The organism is Siphonobacter sp. SORGH_AS_1065, from assembly GCF_030818595.1.
Taxonomy (GTDB): Bacteria; Bacteroidota; Bacteroidia; order Cytophagales; family Spirosomataceae; genus Siphonobacter.
This window is the reverse complement of record NZ_JAUTAM010000004.1, coordinates 4,186,646-4,210,282: the sequence shown is the minus strand read 5'-3', so window position 1 is coordinate 4,210,282 and position 23,637 is coordinate 4,186,646. Positions and strand designations below refer to the sequence as shown.

At 43.5% G+C, this 23,637-nt stretch carries 18 protein-coding genes and 1 tRNA gene; 9 read left to right on the top strand and 10 right to left on the bottom strand.

Annotated features, from left to right (window positions below):
- The first annotated feature begins 103 nt into the window (after window positions 1-103).
- A complete protein-coding gene (locus tag QE390_RS18220) occupies window positions 104-691 on the top strand; it encodes a carboxymuconolactone decarboxylase family protein (protein ID WP_106638300.1) in 588 nt (195 codons plus the stop codon).
- A 1,645-nt stretch (window positions 692-2,336) separates the two neighbouring features.
- On the opposite strand, the gene QE390_RS18215 is transcribed toward QE390_RS18220, so the two are convergent.
- From QE390_RS18215 to QE390_RS18200, 4 genes are all read right to left on the bottom strand, one after another.
- Entirely contained in the window at window positions 2,337-3,167 is an 831-nt protein-coding gene (locus QE390_RS18215; protein ID WP_307143224.1) for a hypothetical protein, read from the bottom strand.
- 70 nt (window positions 3,168-3,237) lie between these two features.
- Complete coding sequence (pgi, locus tag QE390_RS18210; protein ID WP_307143223.1) at window positions 3,238-4,884, bottom strand: glucose-6-phosphate isomerase; 1,647 nt, start codon at window positions 4,882-4,884, stop codon at window positions 3,238-3,240.
- 539 nt (window positions 4,885-5,423) lie between these two features.
- Window positions 5,424-6,212, bottom strand: a complete 789-nt coding sequence (locus QE390_RS18205; RefSeq protein WP_307143222.1) for a glycoside hydrolase family 25 protein — start codon at window positions 6,210-6,212, stop codon at window positions 5,424-5,426.
- 118 nt (window positions 6,213-6,330) lie between these two features.
- The gene (locus tag QE390_RS18200; RefSeq protein WP_307143221.1) at window positions 6,331-6,966 is read right to left on the bottom strand and encodes a peroxiredoxin; all 636 of its coding nucleotides are present in this window, start codon (window positions 6,964-6,966) and stop codon (window positions 6,331-6,333) included.
- Window positions 6,967-7,223: 257 nt separating this feature from the next.
- Here QE390_RS18200 and QE390_RS18195 point away from each other — a divergent pair.
- From QE390_RS18195 to QE390_RS18185, 3 genes are all read left to right on the top strand, one after another.
- A tRNA-Ala gene (locus QE390_RS18195) sits at window positions 7,224-7,297 on the top strand.
- A gap of 475 nt (window positions 7,298-7,772) precedes the next feature.
- Window positions 7,773-8,270 carry a transposase gene (locus QE390_RS18190; protein WP_307143220.1) on the top strand — a complete coding sequence of 166 codons (498 nt, stop codon included), beginning with the start codon at window positions 7,773-7,775 and terminating at the stop codon, window positions 8,268-8,270.
- A gap of 71 nt (window positions 8,271-8,341) precedes the next feature.
- The gene (locus QE390_RS18185; RefSeq protein ID WP_307143219.1) at window positions 8,342-9,430 is read left to right on the top strand and encodes a glycosyltransferase family 1 protein; all 1,089 of its coding nucleotides are present in this window, start codon (window positions 8,342-8,344) and stop codon (window positions 9,428-9,430) included.
- A gap of 37 nt (window positions 9,431-9,467) precedes the next feature.
- Here the strand turns inward: QE390_RS18185 and QE390_RS18180 are convergent, their stop codons facing one another.
- From QE390_RS18180 to QE390_RS18170, 3 genes are all read right to left on the bottom strand, one after another.
- A complete protein-coding gene (locus tag QE390_RS18180) occupies window positions 9,468-10,427 on the bottom strand; it encodes a bestrophin family protein (protein ID WP_307143218.1) in 960 nt (319 codons plus the stop codon).
- A 186-nt stretch (window positions 10,428-10,613) separates the two neighbouring features.
- The gene (locus tag QE390_RS18175) at window positions 10,614-12,305 is read right to left on the bottom strand and encodes a prolyl oligopeptidase family serine peptidase (protein ID WP_307143217.1); all 1,692 of its coding nucleotides are present in this window, start codon (window positions 12,303-12,305) and stop codon (window positions 10,614-10,616) included.
- Window positions 12,274-12,738 carry a hypothetical protein gene (locus QE390_RS18170; RefSeq protein WP_307143216.1) on the bottom strand — a complete coding sequence of 155 codons (465 nt, stop codon included), beginning with the start codon at window positions 12,736-12,738 and terminating at the stop codon, window positions 12,274-12,276. Before QE390_RS18170 ends, QE390_RS18175 begins: the two co-directional genes overlap by 32 nt.
- Before the next feature lie 121 nt (window positions 12,739-12,859).
- Between QE390_RS18170 and QE390_RS18165 the strand changes: the two genes are divergently transcribed.
- The 3 genes from QE390_RS18165 to QE390_RS18155 all read left to right on the top strand — a co-directional run bounded on the left by QE390_RS18165 (window position 12,860) and on the right by QE390_RS18155 (window position 17,220).
- Window positions 12,860-15,058 (top strand): radical SAM protein, encoded by a 2,199-nt coding sequence (locus QE390_RS18165; RefSeq protein ID WP_307143215.1) that lies wholly within the window; start codon window positions 12,860-12,862, stop codon window positions 15,056-15,058.
- 147 nt (window positions 15,059-15,205) lie between these two features.
- Window positions 15,206-15,409 (top strand): VF530 family protein, encoded by a 204-nt coding sequence (locus QE390_RS18160; RefSeq protein ID WP_307143214.1) that lies wholly within the window; start codon window positions 15,206-15,208, stop codon window positions 15,407-15,409.
- Between the two features lie 563 nt (window positions 15,410-15,972).
- Window positions 15,973-17,220 (top strand): DEAD/DEAH box helicase, encoded by a 1,248-nt coding sequence (locus QE390_RS18155; RefSeq protein ID WP_307143213.1) that lies wholly within the window; start codon window positions 15,973-15,975, stop codon window positions 17,218-17,220.
- Between the two features lie 77 nt (window positions 17,221-17,297).
- Here the strand turns inward: QE390_RS18155 and QE390_RS18150 are convergent, their stop codons facing one another.
- The 3 genes from QE390_RS18150 to QE390_RS18145 all read right to left on the bottom strand — a co-directional run bounded on the left by QE390_RS18150 (window position 17,298) and on the right by QE390_RS18145 (window position 19,958).
- Window positions 17,298-17,504, bottom strand: a complete 207-nt coding sequence (locus QE390_RS18150) for a hypothetical protein (RefSeq protein WP_307143212.1) — start codon at window positions 17,502-17,504, stop codon at window positions 17,298-17,300.
- 86 nt (window positions 17,505-17,590) lie between these two features.
- Window positions 17,591-17,776 carry an ATP-binding protein gene (locus QE390_RS24780; RefSeq protein WP_373424547.1) on the bottom strand — a complete coding sequence of 62 codons (186 nt, stop codon included), beginning with the start codon at window positions 17,774-17,776 and terminating at the stop codon, window positions 17,591-17,593.
- On the bottom strand, window positions 17,700-19,958 hold the full coding sequence (locus QE390_RS18145; RefSeq protein WP_307143211.1) for a PAS domain S-box protein: 2,259 nt from the start codon (window positions 19,956-19,958) through the stop codon (window positions 17,700-17,702). Before QE390_RS18145 ends, QE390_RS24780 begins: the two co-directional genes overlap by 77 nt.
- A gap of 284 nt (window positions 19,959-20,242) precedes the next feature.
- Here QE390_RS18145 and QE390_RS18140 point away from each other — a divergent pair, with 284 nt between their 5' ends.
- Both QE390_RS18140 and QE390_RS18135 read left to right on the top strand, forming a co-directional pair.
- Complete coding sequence (locus tag QE390_RS18140; RefSeq protein ID WP_307143210.1) at window positions 20,243-20,641, top strand: hypothetical protein; 399 nt, start codon at window positions 20,243-20,245, stop codon at window positions 20,639-20,641.
- A gap of 478 nt (window positions 20,642-21,119) precedes the next feature.
- Window positions 21,120-23,456, top strand: a complete 2,337-nt coding sequence (locus QE390_RS18135) for a mechanosensitive ion channel family protein (protein WP_307143209.1) — start codon at window positions 21,120-21,122, stop codon at window positions 23,454-23,456.
- The last annotated feature ends 181 nt before the right edge of the window (window positions 23,457-23,637 follow it).

The window sequence follows — 23,637 nt, the reverse complement described above, 5'->3', positions numbered from 1 at the left end:
CCCTGATGAGGAATCGTCAGGGTTATTTTCTAAACAGGTCGCCAAAGGCGTTACTACCTGAGTTGTATTTCATTTATTTATCCTTCCCAAAACATATCCTCTCATGTTTGGCATTGCTTCAGAAACCAAAAAAAATCTGCTCTCCGAAATCAAACTTCCCGAAACATTCGAAAGTTTCTGGATTGACCGTTTAAATGCAACTGATCACCGTTACCTGAAAGATCTTCGCATTAACGTTCAGAACGTTCTGAAATCGCAGAATATCAATAAAAAAGAAGCTTACCTGATGGCTTTAGGTGTAGCGATTAACGAGAAAAGTGTTCCAGCAGTCCTTGAGGCGATTGAATCAGCCGCGAAAGCCGAAGGTGCCGAAGAGAAAGAAATTCAGGAAGTAGCCGCCTGCGTTTCTCTGATGAACGCAAATAACGTGTTCTACCGCTTCCGTCACTTCATGGATTCGGAGACGTATAACAATATGCCCGCTGGGATCAAGATGAGCATCATGATGAATCCAGTGTTAGGTAAAGAATATTTTGAGCTATTAAGCCTGGCGATTTCCGCCATTAATGGTTGTGAAATGTGCGTTACTTCACACGAAGCCAGCGTTCGTCAGCATGGTGCGTCTCAGGCTCGTGTATTCGACGCAATTCGTCTGGCCGCCATTTTCAAAAGCTTCCTGACTTTATTATAAGCTATTAAGGTTATTTATTAAGAAAAGCCGGACTTGCATAAAGTCCGGCTTTTTTATGGTTGATAAGTGAAGTTTTTGTAAGAGGCTGTCTAAAAATAAGAGTTTAATAAAAATTGCTTCCCCGGATTTCATTAGGGTCTATTCAGCCGGGGTCTATCCAGCCTGGGTCCATCCAGACCTGGGCTACTCATGTTAAATCCCGTTAGGGTTATTGATTAACATTGTTAAAATAAGTTTACGACAAATAACCCCGGAGGGGTTCAATGCGAATAGCCCCGGATTTCATCCGGGGACAATCTGCAGAATGCATCATTACTTGATCCTCAGCATCTGTCATTCAGAGCGAAGCGAAGAATCTTATAACCTTTATCAAGCTTGTTGGGCCATTTGGTAACTTACCTAAGCCCGTCCCCTTCCACAGAAGGCCTCTCCCTGCGTTCGAGAGGTCAGAGGGAGGGTTGCTATTTACCCGCAGTCGCTCGGCTCTAGCCGAGCGACTGCGAAGAGTTAGAAGAAAGATTGTGCAGGTTTATCTATCTAATATAATTTAAGCGGCCCGCCTATAGTCATCGACGCACCCTTTATGGAAACTGAAACCTCCTTAGCCATTTCATTTTTTTGTTTAGGGAAAACGGGCGTTGCAGCATCCTTGCTACAAGAAGCAAGTGATAAGGTGGATGTGATAAGGATATAAGTAAGCTTCTTCATGATATTTGAAAGATTTAAGATGATTGAATGTTTGCATACTAGGCATCTGCAACTATAAACTTAAATAAGCTTCACCCTAGACAATATAGATAATAAATATGGCAACAGGTTAAATGTTAGGAAAACCTAAAGTATTTGGATTTTGAAGTGCCAATTCCCGCAGTCACTCGGCTAGAGCCGAGCGACTGCGGGTGAATCTGTGAGGTAGTAAACGGAGTTAAACCCTAAATTTGGGGTTTGAAAGGGTCGAGACGCGAGGAAGTCGCGTCTGGCTTCCCCGCTATGGCTGGTGTCTCACCAGTGATGGGTACGCAAACTGTGTTTGGTCAGACACCAACCACGGAGTAGGAAAGAATACAGAGGTAACAAAAAACCGCCTCTTACCCAGACGCGATAAAGTCGCGTCTCTACTTGGGAATCTGTGAGGTAGGCGGCTTTATCAAGGATTTTGGTTTAACTAACTAAGACCGACTGGTGCGAGATTATCTCTCATTCCTCCCGCAGTCGCTCGGCTCTAGCCGAGTGACTACCTAGCTGTAGGCCTCTGGCCGGTAGGATGCGAAATAGTAGGGGATCAGCCAACAACTTTTCCCCAACCCAAACAGGCTTGCGAACATCGGCCAGAGGCCTATCAAGCTATAGTGTCACTCGGCTAGAGCCGAGCGACTGCGAAGGAAGTGAGTTCATCCCGTCTGTCTTCCAGAGCCAACGAAAGAACCTCTACTGGAGCGAGATTCCCTCTCGTTCCTAAAATAAGGCAGGTTCCCACCTGCCGTTATTCCAAGCCTATCAATCCTAACGAAGCATCTCATTACAATTCGCATGAGACTATTCGATTCTGAATTTTAGACCGCTTTAAACTATTTGATAATGTATTGTTCGGTTATAAACCTTTGAATGTTAATGTTTTAACTGGCAACGAAAACCTATCAACTACTTAATACCTTCCCTTCAAAGCATACACATTAGCCATCGTTCGTTTAAAGGAATACGTGTAGCGAAGGGCCAGTCCGAAACTCCAGCCCGTTCCGTTACCGGTTAGTTTTGACGTTTGGGTCTGAACGTTATTTTCTGAATATGTCAGGTCGGTGTAAATCGAAGGTCGAAATCCCCAGAGTTTTCTTCCGTAAAAGCCCATCTCCAGTCGATTAGACAACCGAACATTGTATTCTACCCCTAATTCCAGCAGAGGAGTAACCTGCATGGCGGTATGGGTTTGACTCAGTAACGATATGGTATCGGTGTGGAATCGTGAAAAGCGATACCCTTCCATAATGAATCCATCGACGTACTTCCCGGAATTGGGCACGAGCCAGGCTCCACCCGTCAGCCAGAAGCCAGCTTTTTCTTTCGGTTGAGTCGTTGAGAATAGTTTGGCTTTCAGACGAATAACCGCCGCATGGGATTCGTTTTTAAAGGTAAAATCGTAAGGTTGCGGAGCAATCACCAGCGTGAGTTGATTATGGATGGGAGCCCGGGCATAACCCGCTTCCACATTCCAGCGGTCCCGATAAGAGTACCCCACCAAGACTGACCAACTGGCTTTGGTTACCGAAGGCTGTGACGTGATTAAGCCACCCAGCGAACTAGTGAGTACACCTTGATCCGAGCGAAGAAATCCTTCCAGCCCCAGATACCAGCGGTGACGCATAGGGTTTTGGACGGGGTTAATCCGACGGTGGGGTAGTTCATAATAAGTCGGGATTTCCTGAGCCCTGGCGGCGAGGGAGCTCAATAGGAATAAAAGAAAGAAAAACCTGCGTATCATAGACAAAGAGGGGCTTTGACTAAGTTTACGCAGGTTTTCACAGAAACGTTACGAAATCCGTAACAAAATTTTATCTCCAGGCTTTGTACGCATTGATTAGACCATTGGTAGAAGCATCGTGAGCTTCAACGGGCTGGTTGTCCTGCAATTCTGGATAGATTTTGCTGGCCAATTGCTTGCCTAATTCTACGCCCCATTGATCGAAGCTGTAGATATTCCAGATGATCCCCTGAACGAAGATTTTGTGTTCGTAAGCCGCAATCAAACTACCCAGCGTGCGGGGCGTTACCTGTTTGACGAGGAAGGAGTTGGTCGGACGGTTTCCTTCAAAAACTTTGAAAGCAACCAGCGATTCGTAAACCTCTGGGCTTACGTTCTTTGACTTGAATTCAGCAATCACTTCCTCTTCCGTTTTACCATTCATTAAGGCTTCGGTTTGAGCAAAAAAGTTGGAAAGCAGAATTTTATGGTGCTCGCCCAGCGGGTTATGGCTGATGGCGGGAGCGATGAAGTCGGCAGGAATTAATTTTGTTCCCTGGTGAATAAGCTGGTAAAAGGCGTGCTGACCATTCGTACCGGGTTCGCCCCAGATGATGGGACCTGTCTGGTAATCCACGCTCTCGCCGTTGCGACCTACGTATTTACCATTTGATTCCATATCGCCTTGCTGGAAATAGGCAGCAAAACGATGCAGATACTGGTCGTAGGGGAGGATTACCTGCGTTTCGGCTCCGAAGAAGTTATTGTACCAGATACCCAGCAAAGCCATGATTACGGGAATGTTGTCTTCAAAAGCCGTTTCGCGGAAGTGGTTATCCATGGCATGAGCACCTTCCAGTAACTCAATGAAGTTTTCGTAACCAACGCTTAGAATGATGGACAAGCCAATGGCCGACCACAGCGAGTAACGACCACCCACCCAGTCCCAGAAACCGAACATATTCGCCGTATCGATTCCGAACTTGGATACTTCTTTTTCATTCGTGGAAATGGCTACGAAGTGCTTTGCTACGGCTGAATCTTCTTTCGCGGCATCAAGTAGCCATTGACGAGCGGAGTGAGCGTTCGTCATGGTTTCCTGCGTCGTGAATGTCTTTGACGCGATCAGGAACAGCGTTGTTTCGGGGTTAACCGACTTTAGCGTTTCCGCAATGTGTGTACCGTCTACATTCGATACAAAATGCAGATTCAGGTGGTTTTTATAGGACTTGAGAGCTTCCGTAACCATGACAGGGCCCAGGTCTGAACCCCCGATGCCGATGTTCACTACGTCTGTAATGGCCTGGCCGGTATAGCCTTTCCATTCGCCAGAAATTACTTTTGCAGAGAAAGCTTTCATTTTCTCCAGAACCTCGTTTACGTCAGGCATTACGTCTTTGCCATCTACTTCGATGGGCGTATTCGAGCGGTTTCGCAGAGCCACGTGTAACACAGCCCGGTCTTCGGTTGCATTAATTTTCTGCCCGGTAAACATTTGCTCGATCGCATCTTTCAATTCTGCCTGATTCGCTAAATCGAGTAACAGAGCTTTGGTTTCTTCCGTGATTCTGTTTTTCGAATAATCGAAAAGAATTTCTTCAAACTGAGTCGAAAAACGCTTGAAACGTTCGGGATCCTGTTTGAATAAATCCTTGATTTGTAATGATTTAGCGGATTCGAAATGAGAAGAGAGCTTAGAAAAAGCAGGATTCTGGGTAAACGGAATAGATTTCAACATGAGATAAGGCTCTGATATAGGATAAGAATCAACTTCAGGAATCCAACTTGTTTACATTGGATTCACAAACGCATAACATCGATCCAAGGAAAATAGAGCCCAAAAATGTGCATTGACCGGAATAAATGCAATAACTCGACAGAGAGTTTATAATTTTTTAGAAAACCCCTTACCGTAGAGACACGATTTATCGCGTCTGGTGGATAAGAAATGAGAGTAACTGAAAGGGGAGACCGTTGTTGTCAGGAAAAGCTTTTGGGTTATCAGTTCCTCGGATTAACATCCGGGGCTATCCAGCCCGGGACTACTAATTATTGAATCCTTCTGGGGTTACGATAATTGCTCTTTGAACGGTATTATGCTGCTGTTGCCAGCTTTTTCGCTGGCAACAGATGTTACTGGTGAGTGTCTCTCTCAAATTATCATCCAGAAAGGGTTCATTAATGTTGAACCCCTCCGGGGTTATGTAAAACGTCTTGCTTACGTTAATAGATTTTATCTTTCAAACTTTAAACCCTAAACAGTTTACTCCAAACAGTTTAAGGAATACAGATTTGCTCGAGTTCATTTAGATCACCCAGGAAAACGTTATAGTCAACTTTGCCTTTGATGCCATTCAGTTTGCCCAGCTCGGAATATTGCCAGAACCAGAGTTTACCGGAAATGTCGCCGGAGAGTTGTTCGGAAGAATAATGAGCTAACCAGAGCGGATATTCGTCAAAATGGCCCCGAATAAATCGCTGGTAAAAACGGCGGTTGGTATAAATAATGGGAGTTACACCGTATTCCTTTTTTACCAATTGTAGCCAGGTATCAATATCCCGGATGGTTTGTTCGTCGGATTTCAGAGGGTGCGAAGACTCCACATCCAACACCGGAGGCAAGTCGCCCGATTTGAGCTTAACCGTATTCACAAAATTATCCGCCTGCTGCACTGGATCCCGCCAGGGAATGAAAAAGTGATAGGCTCCGACCCGCAGGTTAGTTGCATGAGCTGCGGTATAATTGGCCTTGAAGCGTTTATCCTGAATGGTAATCCCTTCGGTAGCTTTGATAAAAACAAACTCCAGCCGGGCGTTTTCTGCCAGTGGCGTTTCGTGTATAACCGTCCAGTCGATTTTACCCTGATGCTTGGACACATCAATGCCATGGACCGGGTATTCCACGGGAACACGAATGCGTGCCGATTTGGAAAACTCCCATTCCAGTTGCGTTGGATTTCGATACTTAAAATAAAGAAAAACAGCAATGAGGGCCACCATCAAAAGACTGCCGGCCACCAGAAAAATGGAATTAGAGGAAAAGCGTGAATTCTTTAGTTTGGGCATCAGAAATAAAAATTGCCGGGCAAAATTACCCGGCAATTTTTAGAGTTGACAGTTTTCTGGGGATAGTTTTCGATTTGTGTAACGAAAAACTTAAAACGAAGGCCCCCTTAACCATCTACTATTTATTAGGTTGTGGCGTTACCCGAAGGTAAGGCTTCACGTGCGTCACCCCTTTGGGGAACTTCTCTGCCAGAGCGTCGTTAGAAACGGCAGGCGTAACGATGACATCTTCACCATCTTTCCAGTCCGCAGGCGTAGCTACTTGGTATTGAGCCGTTAATTGCAAAGAATCAATGACACGCAGGAGTTCCTGGAAGTTACGGCCTGTAGAAGCCGGGTAGGTAAGCGTTAACTTAATTTTTTTATCAGGCCCAATGACAAATACCGAACGCACGGTAGCTTTCTCGCTGGCGTTGGGGTGAATCATATCGTATAACTCGGCCACTTTGCGATCAGGATCGGCGACGATGGGGAAGTTTACTTCCGTACCCGTTACATCCTTGATATCAGGAGTCCAGCGGTTGTGTGAATCCAGATCATCCACTGAAATAGCGATTACTTTCACGCCGCGTTTTTCAAAATCACCTTTTAAAAGGGCTGTGCGGCCTAATTCTGTGGTACAAACGGGAGTGAAATCGGCGGGGTGAGAGAAAAATAAACCCCAGCTATTGCCAAGCCATTCGTGGAAATGAATGTGGCCTTGCGTAGTATCTGCTTCAAAATCGGGAGCAACATCACCAAGTCTTAAGGACATAATTGAAATCAGTTTAAGGTTATATTAAAACGAGGAACGCCCGCAAAGGTTGGTCGTTCGAGTGAGATAAACAAGAATAAAAGTCTATTAGTTTACAAGACTAATATAAAAATCAGAAATAATGAAGTGGATCTGAAGAAGCATAAAGAATAAAAGTGAAGCCTTTTCCCATTTATAAACCATTTCCTGAAAGATATTTCGCTCAAGCTCTTGACAAAGGCATTTGGAAACTGCATCTTTGCACCCACATTTCAGACGGGGATGTAGCTCAGTTGGCTAGAGCGCTTGCATGGCATGCAAGAGGTCGTCGGTTCGAGCCCGATCTTCTCCACGGATTTCCAGAGCCTTACAGATGTTTCTGTAAGGCTTTTTTATTGTACTCTACGTACAGTGTCTCGATAGAAATTTATAAGTAGTCGATAGTTTTTAGGAGTTCGTTCATAGACAACATTTTATAGCTAAAAAGATATTCTTTCGTACCGCAGATCATCCGCCAGCGATGATTAACGATGTAGAGGCAACCTTTGTGGTTGCCTTTTTTCATGTAGCCGCCCCTCTTTTTTCGTGTGGTTGCTTTTTATAATGGGATTGCCGTATTTGTGAATATTCTGATAGAGGTAATTATAAACAAAAGGGTCAATTAATCAGAGAAGGTAACCACAGGAGAAGATAGTGGATAGAGAAATGGAAGATCAAAAAGAGAAACAGAAAGAGTCGATACCCATAAGAAAAGGTAATTGCAAAAATGGATAATGACAAGAAGCGGCGATCACAAAACGGATAACGATAGAAAAATAATCTTATAAATGGTTAACGAAGATAAAGGACAACCACAAGGGTTGCCGCTACGAATGATACGATACAATCCTGCTATTCATCATCGAAGATCTATCCGCCTAAAAGGTTACGATTACTCGCAGGCGGGATTGTATTTCATTACCATTGGCGTTCAGAACCGGGAATGTTTATTTGGGGAAATTCTGAAGGGAGAATTATTCTTAAACGAAGCTGGTCAGATGGTGGTTAGCCAATGGTCAGCACTGCCTGAACGGTTTAAGAATATTGTTTTACATGAATTCGTTGTAATGCCGAATCATTTTCACGCCATTTTGGAAATTGAAACCGTAGGGGCGACCCTTGTGGTTGCCTCCAGTGCTAAAAACTGGAGACCTTTTAACGGTAAATTGTGGCAACGGAATTACTGGGAACACATCATTCGTAACGAACAATCTTACCAGACTATATCTAATTATATTGTCAATAATCCATTAAATTGGGAAACTGATCAACTGCATCATTCATGATCCGCCGGGCGTATGGTTGTTAAGCCAGATTTTATTTAATAATTTTTTACCTCATCCCATTATCCCCCTTCATGGCTAGCAAGATTTTACTAACGGCTGACCAAATGGCCACTTCCAGCACAGGCTTGTATCATTTTACTTTGGAATTAGCCAGAGAAATCATTACTCAGAATTCGGGGCATTACCGTTTGAATTTTTTAGTGCCGAGCCATTTAAAGGATGATCATGTTTTTGGAAAAGCGACTTATCGAACCAGAAGTGTTTTTAATAAAACGCTTTGGAAATTTTACTCTGAATTTGATTTAATCCACTTTACTCAGCAACATCCCACGCTGATTAAGCCTACTAAAATCAAAGGAAAGAAGATTCTTACCATTCACGATTTAAATTACATTTACGAGTATCCAGCGAATTCGGAGGAATATAAAAATTTCGAGTATAATCTTTCCAAATGGGTGGAGGCTGCGGATCATCTGACGGCCATTTCACAGTATGCAGCCCATGATATTGCCCGACATTTTAATTATCCCATTCAGGATATTAAGGTTATTTACAATGGGGTAAATATTCCTAATATTCCCACGGAACAAATCGATACGCATACGCCTAAGTACCGTCCAGCAAGACCTTTTTTATTTACGATTGGTACTGTGGTTTCAAAAAAGAATTTCCATGTATTACCGGGCATGATGCATTACCTGGATTTTGATCTGGTGATTGCGGGTCGGCTGGATGAATCTGGTAAGGATTATTACCAGCGTATTCTGGATGAATGCCAAGAACATGGCATTAGCCCGGACCGCATTCATTTGATTGGGGAAGTTTCTGAGTTGGATAAACACTGGTATTACAAGCACTGTACGGCCTTCGTTTTTCCTTCCATTGCCGAAGGGTTTGGCTTGCCGGTTTTAGAGGCTTATTATTATCACAAACCCACATTCCTGTCTAATCATACGGCTTTGCCTGAAATTGGCGGAGAGGCCGCTTATTACTTCACTAGTTTCGAGCCTGAAGAAATGGCTGAGGTAGTCAAAAAGGGGTTATCCGATTTTCCCCATTCCGATAAAGTAAAACTAGCACAGGAAAGGGTGGAGTTATTCTCCTGGAAAAAATCAGCAGCCGATTATCTAAGTTTGTATAAAGAAATCCTCAAGAAATAATAGAAGAGCCTTCTCTGATTCAGAAAAGGCTCTTCTATTACAGGACAATGCCATCTTCGGGCTGCTTCTGAACGGGGAAGTTGGTATCGCCTAAATGTTCCTTTACCAGAGTTTCAATGCCTAAACTTATGGACGTAAGTGGAGTGCCTTCGGCTCGATTTTCAAAAGGATCCTCAATGCGTTCACCTAACTGATCCAGACATAAAAAGACGAAGGAAATAATAATGGAGATAGGTATACTGGACCAGCCAATTTCATCCACGAAAACAAAAGGTAATAAAGAGGCGTGAATAAAAACGAATATCCTTGAGAAGAAACTATACTGTCGGGGGAAGGGTGTATTTTTGATTCGTTCGGAGCGTCCCTGAATGTTATTAAATTCCGTGAGGGTTTCGCTGAGCTTCGTAAATCGATAATCGGTTAACCAGCCTCTTTCATACGCCTCTCTTAAATCATCGCCTTGTAGATTAATCAGGTAATTGGGAGGGTTATTGGTTTTAGTGAAGGCTCGGTATTCGTTCTGACTTAAAAATGATTCTGTATCTGAATATTCGTTACTTTCTTCGTAAATCTCCTCTACGTCGGTTTTAATATATTTATTTTTTTTACGCAAAAATACCCGTAAGCCATGCACGTAAGCCATGTGTCGATTGGCCATTCGGCGTTGAAATTGTCGAACCTCTTCCCGTTCACTTTCTTCCGTAGGGATAATCATGGTTAAAATCTCACGGGTCCAGGCTCGGCTGTAGTTGACTAGTAAACCCCAGATTTGGCGGGCTTCCCACCAGCGATCGTAAGCGTTATTATTCTTGAAACCTAAGAAGATCGATAAGGCCGTGCTTAAAGCCGTGATGGTACTAAAGGGTAAATGAAGATGAAAAAGGTCGTAATAATCGTGAAGCAGGTAAACACTGAAGGAAAGAGCGAAGTAGTAAATCATGCTCCTCCAGGTATAGTGGACGATGATGCTCCACTTCAAATTGCGTTGCACAAACATAAATTCAGTGTTATGTAGATAGTTTTGGAAGGGTAGTCGAGGCAGCCTCCTCTTTGAAGGCCAATCTAATAACCCCGCTTTAAAAGGAATGTTGCATGAATTTGATTTTAATAAAGAGTTCCTAAACAAAATCCCTTACTGGTCTGCCGCCAGTAAGGGATTCTGATAATCCATTTATAAGTTATATTACTTGTTGCTTTTCAGTTTCCGCTGGAAGTACTCAGCCGTCGCACGCCCTGCCTGTAGTGAATGGGCATGTTTCATCCAGTGGTGGGTATCATTGACTATAATCATCGTCTCCATTTCCACTCCTTTAGCTTCCAGTCGCTGAATCAGATCGGTACTCTGATTTACCCGAACATTTCGGTCATCGTCGCCGTGAATGATTAATACGGGAGAGGTCCAGGTATTCACGTAAGCTATGGGGGAGGATTCCCAGGCGGTTTGAGCGGCCCGTTCAGCATCGGGAGCTTTTTCATAACGGCTAAGCAGAGATCGATCGGCAGTACGATCATGCACACCGTGTATATCAACTCCGGCTGCAAAGAGCTTAGAATCCCGTCCCAGAGCCATGGCGGTGAGGTAACCACCGTAAGAGCCGCCATAAATGCCAATCCGGCTCGGATCGACAAATGACTGTTTTGCCAGCCATTCACCCGCCGCCTTAATATCGATGTATTCAGAAGCTCCGTTGGTACTTGCTCGTTCGGGCTGATGAAATTCATAGCCATACCCAATGCCTAGTCGGTAATTGACGGATAAAACTACAAATCCCAAGCTGGCTAAGTATTGATTAGTGGCGTAAGCATTGGCATAATAATCGGAATAATGCCAGCCTAGTAACATCTGTCGCTGCGGACCGCCGTGGACGTAGACAATCGCTGGTTTTTTCTCGGACGAGTTACCCGCAGGCTCGAATAACTGGCCGTATACCTTAAAACCGTCGGGTGTAGTAAAAACCACCTGTTTAGGGGTAACTAAAGCCGACTGCGGAAAGGAAGGAAGTAGTTGGGATGAACCTATTAACTTGAGCGAATTGCCAGTTAGAGGCATAACAGCCGGAAGGGGAGGTCGCTGAGCAGTGGCACTGATGAGAGCGATGGAAGCATGGTCTCCGGTAATGACAGGCGTCCATTCCAGTCCCGTTCCAGGAGTTAATACACTCATATTAGCTTGATCTACCGACACTTTAGCCACGTGCCGACGATCGATATCCAGTGGGTCTGGGCCTGTATTGGCACTAAAGGTTAATACCTGTCCGTTGGGGCTGAGCCTGATGTGTTCCACCATAAAGTGGCCCGGCGTTAATAACAGAGGAGTACCGCCCGTCGCTGGAATGGAATACAGATGGGGCCAGCCGTCTTCGTAGGACAGATAAACAATACGATTTTTAGCCGCCCAATGGAGGTTAAACCCACCGTTTATCGTGGGAATAGAACCCGCCAGCGTTTTCGGGGCTTTCCAGAGTTGAGTAGCTTTACCCGAAGCTACCTCCGCAACCATAATGGCCCAGGGGCGATGTTTCCGAACCAGAATGGAATCGGGAACGCCACCTGTGCCGGGCGTACGAACGAAAACAATTTTACTGCCATCGGGCGACCAGCGGGGGGTACGGTCGTTTGCAAAGGAAGGAGCTATCCATTGAATCGGTGACTCTGGATTAGTATAGACACCAATCAACGAATGATCGCCGCGATCCGACACAAACACCAGTTTTGATCCATCGGGGGACCATTCCAGTCCATAGGTTCCACCTCTGCTATTAAAAAGATTTTTAGCGGGCGTCGAGCCAGTAAGGGGTACCGACCAGGCCTGTCCGTTCTTAATGAAAGCAACGGCGTCGCTTTTAGGAGGAAATAATGGGCATGTCTCCCTCACTTAATAGCTTCGGCACGCCGCCTGCAAAGGGTACGGCCCAGATTTCAACGCGGGGAGGTAGGGGAAGGTGATCGACGTTAACGCCGACGTTCGAGTCCCAGTTAGAACCGTGATCGCCCCCTTTGACGTAAACTACCCATTTTCCATCCGATGAAATGGCTAAACTGCTGATTTCCTGGCCATCATCTTTAGTGTAGTCCGTAAGTTTTCGGGCCGTAAAGGCAGGGCCTTCGGCCACGTACACATTTCGCCGACCCTGTTCGTTCAGAGCCCAGGCAATTTTCGAACCCTGAGCCGACGCCGTTAGCTCGTTGGGAAAAGGGTAGGATTTGATGGCTTCCAGAGTAAATTTTTGTGCGGAAGAAATGCCTGATTTCAGGAGAAAAAACAGAATCAGGAAGAGCCCTTTTGGGAGGCGTAAAAACGTAAGCATCGGATGAGAGGAAAGTAGGTTTACAAAGGGATGCTTAAAGATAGCATTTATTTGGAATCAATTTCCCGCTGTTTCGTTAACCCGGAAAAGCGTACCTTTGCATGGCCAACGTAGCAGCACCTTGACACAACGAGTTCTCTTCATCACCCCGCCTTTCACGCAGTTAAATACCCCGTACCCAGCTACGGCGTACCTGAAAGGCTTTTTGAATACTAAAAACATAGAATCACATCAGGCCGATTTGGGCATTGAAGTGATTCTCCGGCTTTTTTCGACCCAGGGTTTACGCACCTTGTTCGATGCTCTGGTGGCTTCTGATGACATTGAGCTTTCGGATAACAGTTACCGGATTTACTCCCTTCGGGACGAATATATTCAGACGATTAACCCGGTTATCCGATTTCTTCAAAATAAGAATCCAACGCTGGCTCATGCCATTTGTGACCGGAATTATTTACCCGAAGCCTCCCGATTTAGCCAGCTAGATGATCTGGACTGGGCTTTTGGGACGATGGGAACGCACGATAAGGCCCGCCATTTTGCGACTTTATACCTCGAAGATCTGGCCGATTTGATTACCGAAGCCGTCGATCCACATTTTGGATTTAGTCGTTATGCCGAACGGTTAGGTCGCTCAGCCACGCATTTTGATGAGTTACACGAAGCCTTGCAGGCTCCCGATACGCAGATTTCAACGATTCTGACGGATTTACTGGAAGAGAAAATCCAGCAATGGCAACCCACGGTGGTTTGTTTGACGGTTCCGTTTCCGGGAAATTTGTACGGTGCTTTGAAGTGTGGAAAGTATCTTAAAACCCATTACCCGGACATTAAAGTGGTGATGGGTGGCGGCTATGCTAATACGGAGTTACGTTCTCTAAAAGAAACCCGAGTTTTCGAATATCTGGATTTCGTAGCCCTTGACGACGGCGAAGCTCCCTTGTTGCATTTGTTGGAATACCTGGCGGGAAATCGTTCGATTGATCAGTTAAAGCGGGTATTTACGCTCGTGGATGGAAAGGTTCATTACCTGAACGGCACCCGCGAACGTGATGTGGCTCAGCGAGATACCGGAACGCCCGATTACCGAGAGTTACCACTCAATGATTATTTGTCGGTAATTGAAGTGGTTAACCCCATGCACCGACTCTGGAGTGACGGTCGCTGGAACAAGCTGACGCTGGCTCATGGTTGTTACTGGGGAAAATGCTCGTTTTGCGATGTAACGCTCGATTATATCAAACGTTACGAACCGCTAACGGCTTCTTTGTTATGTGATCGCATTGAGGAGATCATTGAACAAACGGGTCAAAACGGATTCCATTTTGTGGACGAAGCCGCTCCGCCAGCCTTAATGCGTGACCTGGCCCTGGAGATTATCCGACGGAAGCTGACCGTAGTTTGGTGGACGAATATTCGTTTCGAAAAAAGCTTCACCGCTGACTTGTGCCAGTTACTGAAAGCCTCTGGATGCATTGCTGTCTCAGGTGGTTTGGAAGTCGCTTCTGACCGGCTGCTGGAACGAATGAAAAAAGGAGTGACGGTGGCTCAGGTGGCTCGTGTCGCGGATCACTTTACGCAGGCCGGAATTATGGTGCATGCGTATCTGATGTACGGCTTTCCCACGCAAACGACTCAGGAGACTATTGATTCGCTGGAAATGGTGCGGCAGTTATTCGAGTCGGGCGTAGTGCAGTCGGGCTTCTGGCATCGCTTTGCCATGACGGCTCATAGCCCGGTAGGCTTACAGCCCATGGCCTTTGATGTACAACGGATTGGGCCAGATTTTGGCGGTTTTGCCGACAATGACCTGGATCACGCCGACCCTAACGGAGCTGACCACGACCTATTTGCGGAGGGATTACGCAAATCGCTGTTCAACTACATGCACGGGGTTTGTTTCGAGTTTCCCTTGCAGGACTGGTTTGATTTTGAGGTGCCGGAAACCACCATATCCCCGGATTTTATACAAAGCAGTCTGGAAGAACCCGCCGATGAATTTCGTCCGAACGCCTGGGCGATTTGGTTAGGTAAGGAGCCTTCCGTAACTTTTTACGAAGAAATGCAGCGGAAACGGGTCGTTCAGCGAGCTGAAGTTGTTTTTTATGATCGTAAGCAGGAGTGGGGGCTAGAAACCCGAGCCGTAGAAGGGCAGTGGTTACAAGAGGTGTTACCACTGCTGCAAGTCAAAGCTCAGGAACCCATGGCTCTGGAAAAGATAAGACAGGATTACGAGAGCAAAGGAATGGGCAGTTTTGACCGTTTCCTAACCTCAGCAACCGGAGAAAAACTCCGCGAAAATGGATTGTTAATTGTTTAGAGTTTTGGGTTTAGGGTTTTGAGTGGCTTCGTTAGAGGGCTTCTGGAGGCTTGCTTAGTGAACGATTTGAATCATGTCAATACTATTCTGAGTATAGTCTTACTCAAACCCTAAACCCAAAACTCTAAACCCCAAACACATAACTCAATGCAAGATCCCTTACATGGCAAGACTTTGCAGATGATTTTATTTCATTTAGTTGATTATTACGGCTGGGATCAGCTGGGTCTGCGAATTCGGATTAAGTGTTTTACGCATAATCCTAGTATTAAATCGAGTCTGGTCTTTTTAAGAAAAACGCCCTGGGCTCGTAAAAAGGTGGAAGAATTGTATTTAGAAACCTTGGATTAATGCTTTTTGTAATGATTCTTGAAGTTGCTAGCGTCTGGAAACAGAGAATGAGCACGATTGTAACTGGTTGATGCCAGCGAAAAGCGGGCATCGGTAAGGAAAGGTTTTTAAAGTTATTAACCGTCTGGAAACAGAGAATGAACGTGATTGTAGCTGGTTGATGCCAGCGAAAAAGCTGGCATCGGTATAGAAAGATTTTTAAAGTAACTAGCGTTCTGGAAACAGAGAATGAGCGTGATTGTAGCTGGTTGATGCCAGCGGAAAAGCTGGTATCAGTATGGAAAGATTTTTAAAGTAACTAGCGTCTGGAAACAGAGAATGAGCACGATTGTGGCTGGTTGATGCCAGCGAAAAAGCTGGCATCGGTAAGGAAAGATTTTTAAAGTTATTAACCGTCTGGAAACAGAGAATGAGCGTGATTGTAGCTGGTTGATGCCAGCGGAAAAAGCGGGTATCAGTATGGAAAGATTCTTAAAGCTACTATCCATTTGGAAACGAACAGCTACAGGGTAATCCTAGTGAGGGGTCATTGAAAACTGCAAACAGACAATTGAAGACAAAACATGAAATTTGACGATTATCACATAGCTCCCGAAATCAAGAAAAGTCTGACGAAACTCGGCTTTAAACGACCTACGGACATTCAATTTAAATCCATTCCTCCCATTCTGAAAGGAGAGGACGTGCTGGCTATTGCTCAGACGGGAACGGGGAAAACAGCGGCTTTTGCTATCCCCGTGATTAGCAAAATTCACGAGCGTAAATTCACCAAGAAAAGCACGGGTATTAAATGTATTGTAATGGTGCCGACCCGGGAATTGGCCTTACAGATTACCGAAGTTTTTCAACAAATTGGTCACCATTCCAAAGTAAAATCGTTCTGTACTTTCGGCGGTGTAGAACAGGGGCCTCAGATTGAAAAGCTACAGGAAGGTATTGATATTCTGGTAACTACGCCGGGACGAATGTTCGATTTGGCTAGTCAGGGCTATATTAAGATGAATGCTGTGGAAATCCTGATTCTGGATGAAGCGGATCATATGCTGGATTTGGGTTTTATCAAGGATATTCAGGATTTGATTAAATATCTGCCCAAGAAACGGCAAACTTTATTTTTCTCAGCCACGATTAATGAGACGATTAAAGATTTAGCGTATTCCCTGGTAACGAACGCCATTCGGATTCAGATTTCTCCCAAAGATCCTGTTTCCAAGAACATTGACCATGCCGTTGCTTTCGTAGAAATGGATGACAAACGCTTCTTTCTGGAACGTCTCATTAACGAGCAACCCGAAAAGAAAATGCTCGTTTTCGTCCGTACGAAAGTTCGGGCTGAACGGGTAAGTAAAGCTCTGGAACGGGTGAATATCCACAGCCAGACCATTCACGGTGGTAAAGAACAAACCGACCGTCTGGAAGTATTAAATCAGTTTAGAAAAGGAGAAACAAAAATCCTGATTGCTACGGATGTAAGTGCCCGGGGAATTGATATTGCCAATGTCGATTACGTGGTTAATTACGATTTACCCGAACAGGCTGAAAACTACGTGCACCGGGTAGGAAGAACGGGTCGGGGAACCAATCGAGGAAACGCTGTTTCATTTTGTAGCACGGAAGAACGGCCGATTTTAAAAGAAATCGAAACTTATTTAACCAAACCCATTAAGGTATTGACGATCGAGGAATCTGATTACGAAGCAACGCTTGATTTAAGCGTTGAGGCAGAAAAAAATACCGACTGGCGAAGCTTGATTAAAGAAGAAGAAGAACGCTTATCGAAGGTTAAAAAGAAGAAGAAAAAACAGATGTAAGGGGTTGTCAACCTGCACAAAAAGAGCCAGTCTTATCCAAAAGACTGGCTCTTTTTATAAGCTATCATTGAACGTGCTTAATCGTGTTTATCTGCGGTCGGCTGATCTGGGTTTTTAGCTTCAATCGCTACGTCACCCGTTGTCGTACGTGGCGTTGGGGGTGTTTCGCTGAAGTCAAACACAGGCAGGATGATAAGAGCGAGCAGGACAAGGAAAATAACGACTACGCCAACGGCGGTGCGGTGACTGCTTTCGTTATGAGAAGGATCTTCTGAGTAAGCCATTGTTATTGGATCAAAAGGGATACATTGAATTTTATGCAAAAAAAAGGCATCTGCCGGATTTACAGTCAATATCACTAAATAAAATATCAAACCAGGGCTGTGGCCTGCCTGATGGGTGGCGTTTCAGGAAGGTATACCCGAAAGGTCGCACCCTCGTTCAGAACACTGCTGACCGTGATAATACCCTGATGATTTTCAACGACTTTGCGACAAACGGCCAGCCCAATTCCGGTACCCTCGTATTGGTCTTTGCTGTGTAATCGCTGGAACATTTGAAAAAATCCGGTCTCCATATTCCGAATCAAAGCCAATGCCCTCATCACTTACATCAATCCAGTTATACGAACGTCGGGGATTCAATCCCTCAATGGAACTCACTTCTTCAGGCGACACTTTGCCGCAGTCGATGGTAATATGATTCATAACACCCGGACGACTAAATTTAATGGCATTGGTCAGTAAATTCTGAAAGAGCTGGGTCAACTGAGACGCATTGCCCCAAACGACTGGAAGTGACTGAATAGTAATGGTTGTGGCATTCGGATCTATCGCATTGTCCAGGTCTTCCAATATATCGTTGATCAAATCTTTCAGGGGAAGCGGAGCCATCGGCACGTCCTTGATGGTTAGCCCGGAAAATGTCAGCAAGTCATTAATCAACGAAGACATTCGGTTCGCCGAAGCATGAATTCGAGACAAGGTACTGGCCCCCTTTACCGTCAGCCGTTCTACGTCTGTGTTGTAAAGTAAACTAATGAAGGACTGGATTTTACGCAAAGGTTCCTGCAAATCATGACTCGCAATAAAAGCAAATTGTTTCAGACTTTCATTGGTTTGCTGAAGTTCATAGTTACTCATTCGCAGAGCTTCGGTTTGCTCTTTCACCAACCGTTCAAGTTCGTTTTTAACTACCCGCTGATTGGTAATATTTTGAGCCAATCCCGTAAGCAAGTACGTATTCCCTTCCTCGTCCGCGAGCGAACGAGCTTGGGCATGAATAACCCGTACCCGACCCGTTTCTGCATCTACGCTGGTGAATTCCTCGTCAAAAGTTGCCGACGAAAGCAAGGCGGCCTGAATAGCGTAAGAGATTCGCGATTGATCCGCAGGAGCAACGGAATTCAGAAAAGAAACCAGATCCGAAACGGAATTCTTGAGGCCAAACCACCGCTGAAACCGTTCCGACGCATAGACTTTATCGGTAACGGGGCTGTACTGCCAGGTGGCGAGGTCAGCCGTATCGATAGCCAGACGCAGATTCGCTTCTGCATCTGCAATCTGTTCGCGAGCCAAAACCCGTGAGGTAATGTCAGCGGCCATGTGAATAATGGCCCAGACCTTACCTTCTGCATTGAAAAGAGGCTTGTACGTAAATTTAAACCAGTACGGTCGAATCACGTTTCCATCCAGCAGGTCTGTTCGCTGCTCCTGGGTTTCGTAGGCAATTCCGGTTTGGTACACCTGTTTCAGGATGGCTTCGAAGGGTTGACCGTGTAACTCCGGTAAGGCCTCGTGAAGCGTCTTCCCAATAATGGATTCATCCTTACTCCACATTTTCAGCAGAGCTTCATTGGCTAACTCAATAACGATAGCTTCGGTGGTATAAAGTCCAATGGGGAAAGGAGCCTGGGTAATCAGATCATTAAACTGCTCATTCCGAAGGTGAAGCTGTTTCTGAGCATTCACCCGTTTGGTAATGTCAATGACTGTCCCTAGATACCCTTTAAACGTTCCATCGGCGTTAAACTGAGGGGTTCCGCTGCAATCGATGGATCTTAATGTACCGTCTGTATGCCGAATGGTGAACTCATTTTTGTGCGTACGCTGAGCCAGAAAATCTGCGATGAATTTATCCTTAGACGGCTCCCGATCCTCGTCGATGATGCAATCTAACCAGCCAATGCCTAAGTGATCTTCATAGGGCCTACCGGTCCACTCTACCCACTTTTCACTAATGAAAGTAGTGGAAGGTTCCGCATTGGCTATCCAGATACCAATGGCCGAATGATTACCCAGTTCATCAAAAAGAAAAGCTTTTTCCTCGATGGTTTGAAGGGCGTTTTTCTGTTCAGTAACGTTTTGAATAATACCACTGAAACAAGCTACTGGCTGACTAAATCGCTGACCTTTGATCTGAATCCATTGGAAGTGATTCGTATGACTGATTCTGAAAGTCAGATCAATACTCTGTTTTCGGGAAGGGCTAGTTTTGGAAAAAAGTACTTCACTAACTTCAATGAGATCTTCCTGGGAAATTATGGACAGGAACGCTTCAATACTAAATACGGACGCTGAGTTATTACCCAGAATACGTTGCCCCGTATGATTAACTCTTATTTTTTGAGAGGAAAAATTTATGTCAATAATACCAATATTAGCGGATTCCAGTGCAGTCTGATAGTGCTTGAAATGAAGAAAACCATTAGCTTCTTCGGAGGGAGGGGCAAAGCTCATTTTGCTGCAATTAATACGGTTATTTAGGTAGGTTGCTTAGTTGCGGATAAAAAGATACAACTCAATTAATTAGAAAACATAGAAAGGAAATATAAATTTTATTTAAATTATTTTTATCAATAATGTAAGTATTTTTACTTATTTTTAATATCTATTGCTAACTAAATAATTTCATAAAAATACCATAGTGATCGCGAATACTTATCAACATTACGATTAAGTAAAGAAATGGTTGTTAACATATAATTATTTTATTATGATTGTATATCCAAATAGATTTGCCCATGTTAAATTCAGATCAAAGACAAAAATTAGCCGAAGTCTTATCAACCATTGATACCCGGCACATAGCAACCAAAAGTGCAGTATCCTATCATAAGGATATCTGGACGAGTGAAAAAATCGACCAGTTAAAAAAGGGAATAGAAAACGCTGCAATTATTGAGACTGGGAAGTTTTGGGCTAAGACCTTATTGGTTTCCAAAGGATTAGATGGAGTTGTTGATCGAGTTAGATTGATTGGAGATCTTACCAGTGCGGTTTCTTATTCGGTAGCCCACCATATTCAGCAAAATTCTGAATACAAACTTTGGCATATTTTAGATGAAGAGGCCTTGCTTCTCTACTGTAGTGAGGTAGTCAGAACAACAACCATCAAAAGCTTTGTTTCTAACGGTTTGTAACTATTCGTATGAGTTGAACATTACTTTAAACTGAAGTTCGAATCTATATTATAAAGTTAAGAACTTCTTACACTAAATTTTAAAGTTAGTATTACTTAACTTGAAGAGCCTGCGGGCTCTTTTTTTATTAAAATAGGTAGTAGCTAAATCAACATTGATTGAATAGTATTTATTACTTAATATTTATAAAAAAACCTAAATAACATTAAGTATATACGGCAGAAGGCAGGTAGTTGCAAAAAGCCAACTTTCAATGGATCGGCTGGCAGTCCTTTAAAAGCAATAGTATTAGAACTTTAATTATAATATACTGTAATTCAGGAATTTAAGTAAATATTGTCAATCATTTTTCCTGAAATTACCCATTGTTTGTACAGTTTTTTTGGGTATGAATCCTGATAGAAGAATAGTTTGTTCCCAACATGATCCAATGCTTATGAAGGTATGTAATCAACGTACGTTAGTACCCCAAAGAAAGATGCAGTACAAATATTATCTCTTAGGTATAATCTTCTGTCTGATCGGATTATTCCAAAGTCCGATGGTTTCAGCCCAGACTAGTGCATTGACTAAAGGAGATACGGCTTACTCCATACCCGATACCTTACTCTTTAAATTACAAAAAGCACAGGCTGCTGTGACGGAGATAAATGCTTCAAACAAGAAAGGATACGGTATATCCAAAATAAAACAGGGATTAACAGAAGTAGAAGAAAGTATTGATCCAATCAAGGATGATTTAAATGCAGGTAATAAGATAATTGATAGTAAAGATTTACTCAATTATCGACTGATTCTAAAAGATGCCCAAACTAAGTTAGCCAACTGGCAAAAGTCATTAACCAAATCCAGTAATGATTTGCAACGAAGTACGGAGAACCTGGTCACGTTAAGTAATGACTCACTTTTAACCGTTAATGACCGAGACAGTAGTGCCCGTAAATTATTTAATAATCAGGTAACGGAGTTAAAAAGGAGATTGCAACACTCCGGAAAAACAGCTACGGCCCATTTAGATTCAGTTAGTAAATTATTGGCAGAAGTTTCGTCATATAACCTGGCAGTTACCGATTTACAGGCCCTGATTGATGAACGTTTAAATAGTTCTGTTGGCAGTATCTTTAACAAAGAATCTCCTTTTATTTGGTCGGCTCCAACATTCTCAGACCATGACAGCGTTCAATCATTTTTTAAGAATTCTTATTTAGGTCAACGAAAGATCTTAAGCTATTTCATAGGATCATCCTGGGATAACCGAGCCGTTTTGATTCTGGTTGGTATTGCCTTTTTTATCTGGATCAATCGTACTTTTAAAAAGGTTCGTCAACTGGAAATAAAACAGCAACTGGAAAAATCCAGTTACGAAGCCATCAAACCCATTCCCATCGTTGCAACCTTAATTGTAGTACTTAATCTGGTTCCGTTTTTCGAATCTGATTCTCCTTCCTTATACATTGAGCTGACACAATTCCTTTTATTAGTAGTCATAACGGGACATATCTGGAAGAAAATCTCAAAATCCGACCTGACGCACTGGCTTACCATTGTTGGTCTTTACATTGTATTAGTGGTCGTTAATATTCTCGTTCGTGATGGAATATTCCTGCGACTGACATTGATTGCTTTAAACATAGGCTTCCTTTATCAGGGCTTCACTTCGTACCGAAAGCTCAAAGAAGCTCAGTTTGGCGAAAACTTTATTCGTCCGGTTGCCATTCTTTACCTGGGGCTTAATATTCTGGCTGTTGTAACGAACATCTTTGGACGATTGAGCCTGTCTAAAATTTTCAGTATTACAGCCGTCATTGGGTTAACTCAGATGGTTGGATTAGCCTATTTTGTAAAAGTACTAACCGAAGGGCTGGATTTACAGATTAAGCTAAGCTCCTGTTCAGATGGTTTATTTTCCAGAGTTAACATTAATAGAGTACGTGCCACGGCGAAGCGAGTATTATCCTTTATAGCCGTACTCTTATGGTTATTAGTACTGGTCATTAATCTGAACATCTCGAATCAGACTTTTGCATTTTTAGACATGGTGTTAAGCAAATCACGAACATTCGGTAGCATTACTTTTACACTGGGTAATGTTCTGTTTTTTGTGATTATTGTGTATTTGTCAAACTTACTACAGAAGCATATCGGAATCTTATTTGGAGAAAGTAATATTACGTTTGACGAGCAAAATCAGCGGAAAAGTTCGAAACTGGTTCTGGTGCGATTAGTGATCATCATTGTTGGTATTCTGATGGCTATTACTGCTTCTGGCGTTCCTCTGGACCGATTGACGGTTGTGCTGGGTGCCTTGAGTGTAGGGATTGGTTTAGGGATGCAGAATATCGTTAATAACTTTGTTTCTGGAATTATATTAATATTTGAAAAACCTTTTTCTATTGGTGATTATGTGGAATTAGCTGATAAAAAAGGAAAAGTTAAAGACATCGGAATCCGGTCCAGTATTATGCTCACTCCCCAGGGATCGGAAGTAGTCATTCCTAATGGTGATTTATTATCAGGCCGGCTAGTGAACTGGACGGGAGATAATCCTTACTTGAAAAGTGAAATTATCATCAAAATCAATGCCGACGCTGACCTCGATCAGGTTAAAAAAATCATCAAAGAAGAAATTAGAAAAATTAAAGATACCGTTAAAAACAGCCAGCCAGAGATTTATATTAATTCATTAGCAGCAGATGCTATTGAATTAAAGATTATCGTCTGGGTAAGCAGCATTTATACAGAAGCCTCCTGCAAGAGTCAATTGTTACAGCAATTACTGACTCGTTTTCGTGATGTTTCAGTTAAGATTTTGTAAGTGATTTTTAAAATACTAAGGTTTCTTCATACAAAAACTCCTGCTGTAAGAACTCAGCGGGAGTTTTTGTTATACGCTGGTAAGATAAATTTATAATTATGAAAAGCTGTTTAAAATAGATAATTGAAGACCTTAAAGCAATCAAACCTTCCGCAAGCTTGACTGATTGTTGAGAGATAAT

What these genes read in the sequence shown, in the direction of transcription:
- pgi (WP_307143223.1), bottom strand. Translation starts at nt 4,884, where the DNA reads ATGTTGAAATCTATTCCGTTTACCCAGAATCCTGCTTTTTCTAAGCTC.
- QE390_RS18145 (WP_307143211.1), bottom strand. Translation starts at nt 19,958, where the DNA reads ATGAGCTTTGCCCCTCCCTCCGAAGAAGCTAATGGTTTTCTTCATTTC.
- QE390_RS18155 (WP_307143213.1), top strand. Translation starts at nt 15,973, where the DNA reads ATGAAATTTGACGATTATCACATAGCTCCCGAAATCAAGAAAAGTCTG.
- QE390_RS18160 (WP_307143214.1), top strand. Translation starts at nt 15,206, where the DNA reads ATGCAAGATCCCTTACATGGCAAGACTTTGCAGATGATTTTATTTCAT.
- QE390_RS18135 (WP_307143209.1), top strand. Translation starts at nt 21,120, where the DNA reads ATGCAGTACAAATATTATCTCTTAGGTATAATCTTCTGTCTGATCGGA.
- QE390_RS18215 (WP_307143224.1), bottom strand. Translation starts at nt 3,167, where the DNA reads ATGATACGCAGGTTTTTCTTTCTTTTATTCCTATTGAGCTCCCTCGCC.
- QE390_RS18200 (WP_307143221.1), bottom strand. Translation starts at nt 6,966, where the DNA reads ATGTCCTTAAGACTTGGTGATGTTGCTCCCGATTTTGAAGCAGATACT.
- QE390_RS18190 (WP_307143220.1), top strand. Translation starts at nt 7,773, where the DNA reads ATGGTTAACGAAGATAAAGGACAACCACAAGGGTTGCCGCTACGAATG.
- QE390_RS24780 (WP_373424547.1), bottom strand. Translation starts at nt 17,776, where the DNA reads ATGTTCCAGCGATTACACAGCAAAGACCAATACGAGGGTACCGGAATT.
- QE390_RS18140 (WP_307143210.1), top strand. Translation starts at nt 20,243, where the DNA reads ATGTTAAATTCAGATCAAAGACAAAAATTAGCCGAAGTCTTATCAACC.
- QE390_RS18220 (WP_106638300.1), top strand. Translation starts at nt 104, where the DNA reads ATGTTTGGCATTGCTTCAGAAACCAAAAAAAATCTGCTCTCCGAAATC.
- QE390_RS18180 (WP_307143218.1), bottom strand. Translation starts at nt 10,427, where the DNA reads ATGTTTGTGCAACGCAATTTGAAGTGGAGCATCATCGTCCACTATACC.
- QE390_RS18185 (WP_307143219.1), top strand. Translation starts at nt 8,342, where the DNA reads ATGGCTAGCAAGATTTTACTAACGGCTGACCAAATGGCCACTTCCAGC.
- QE390_RS18205 (WP_307143222.1), bottom strand. Translation starts at nt 6,212, where the DNA reads ATGCCCAAACTAAAGAATTCACGCTTTTCCTCTAATTCCATTTTTCTG.
- QE390_RS18170 (WP_307143216.1), bottom strand. Translation starts at nt 12,738, where the DNA reads ATGCTTACGTTTTTACGCCTCCCAAAAGGGCTCTTCCTGATTCTGTTT.
- QE390_RS18150 (WP_307143212.1), bottom strand. Translation starts at nt 17,504, where the DNA reads ATGGCTTACTCAGAAGATCCTTCTCATAACGAAAGCAGTCACCGCACC.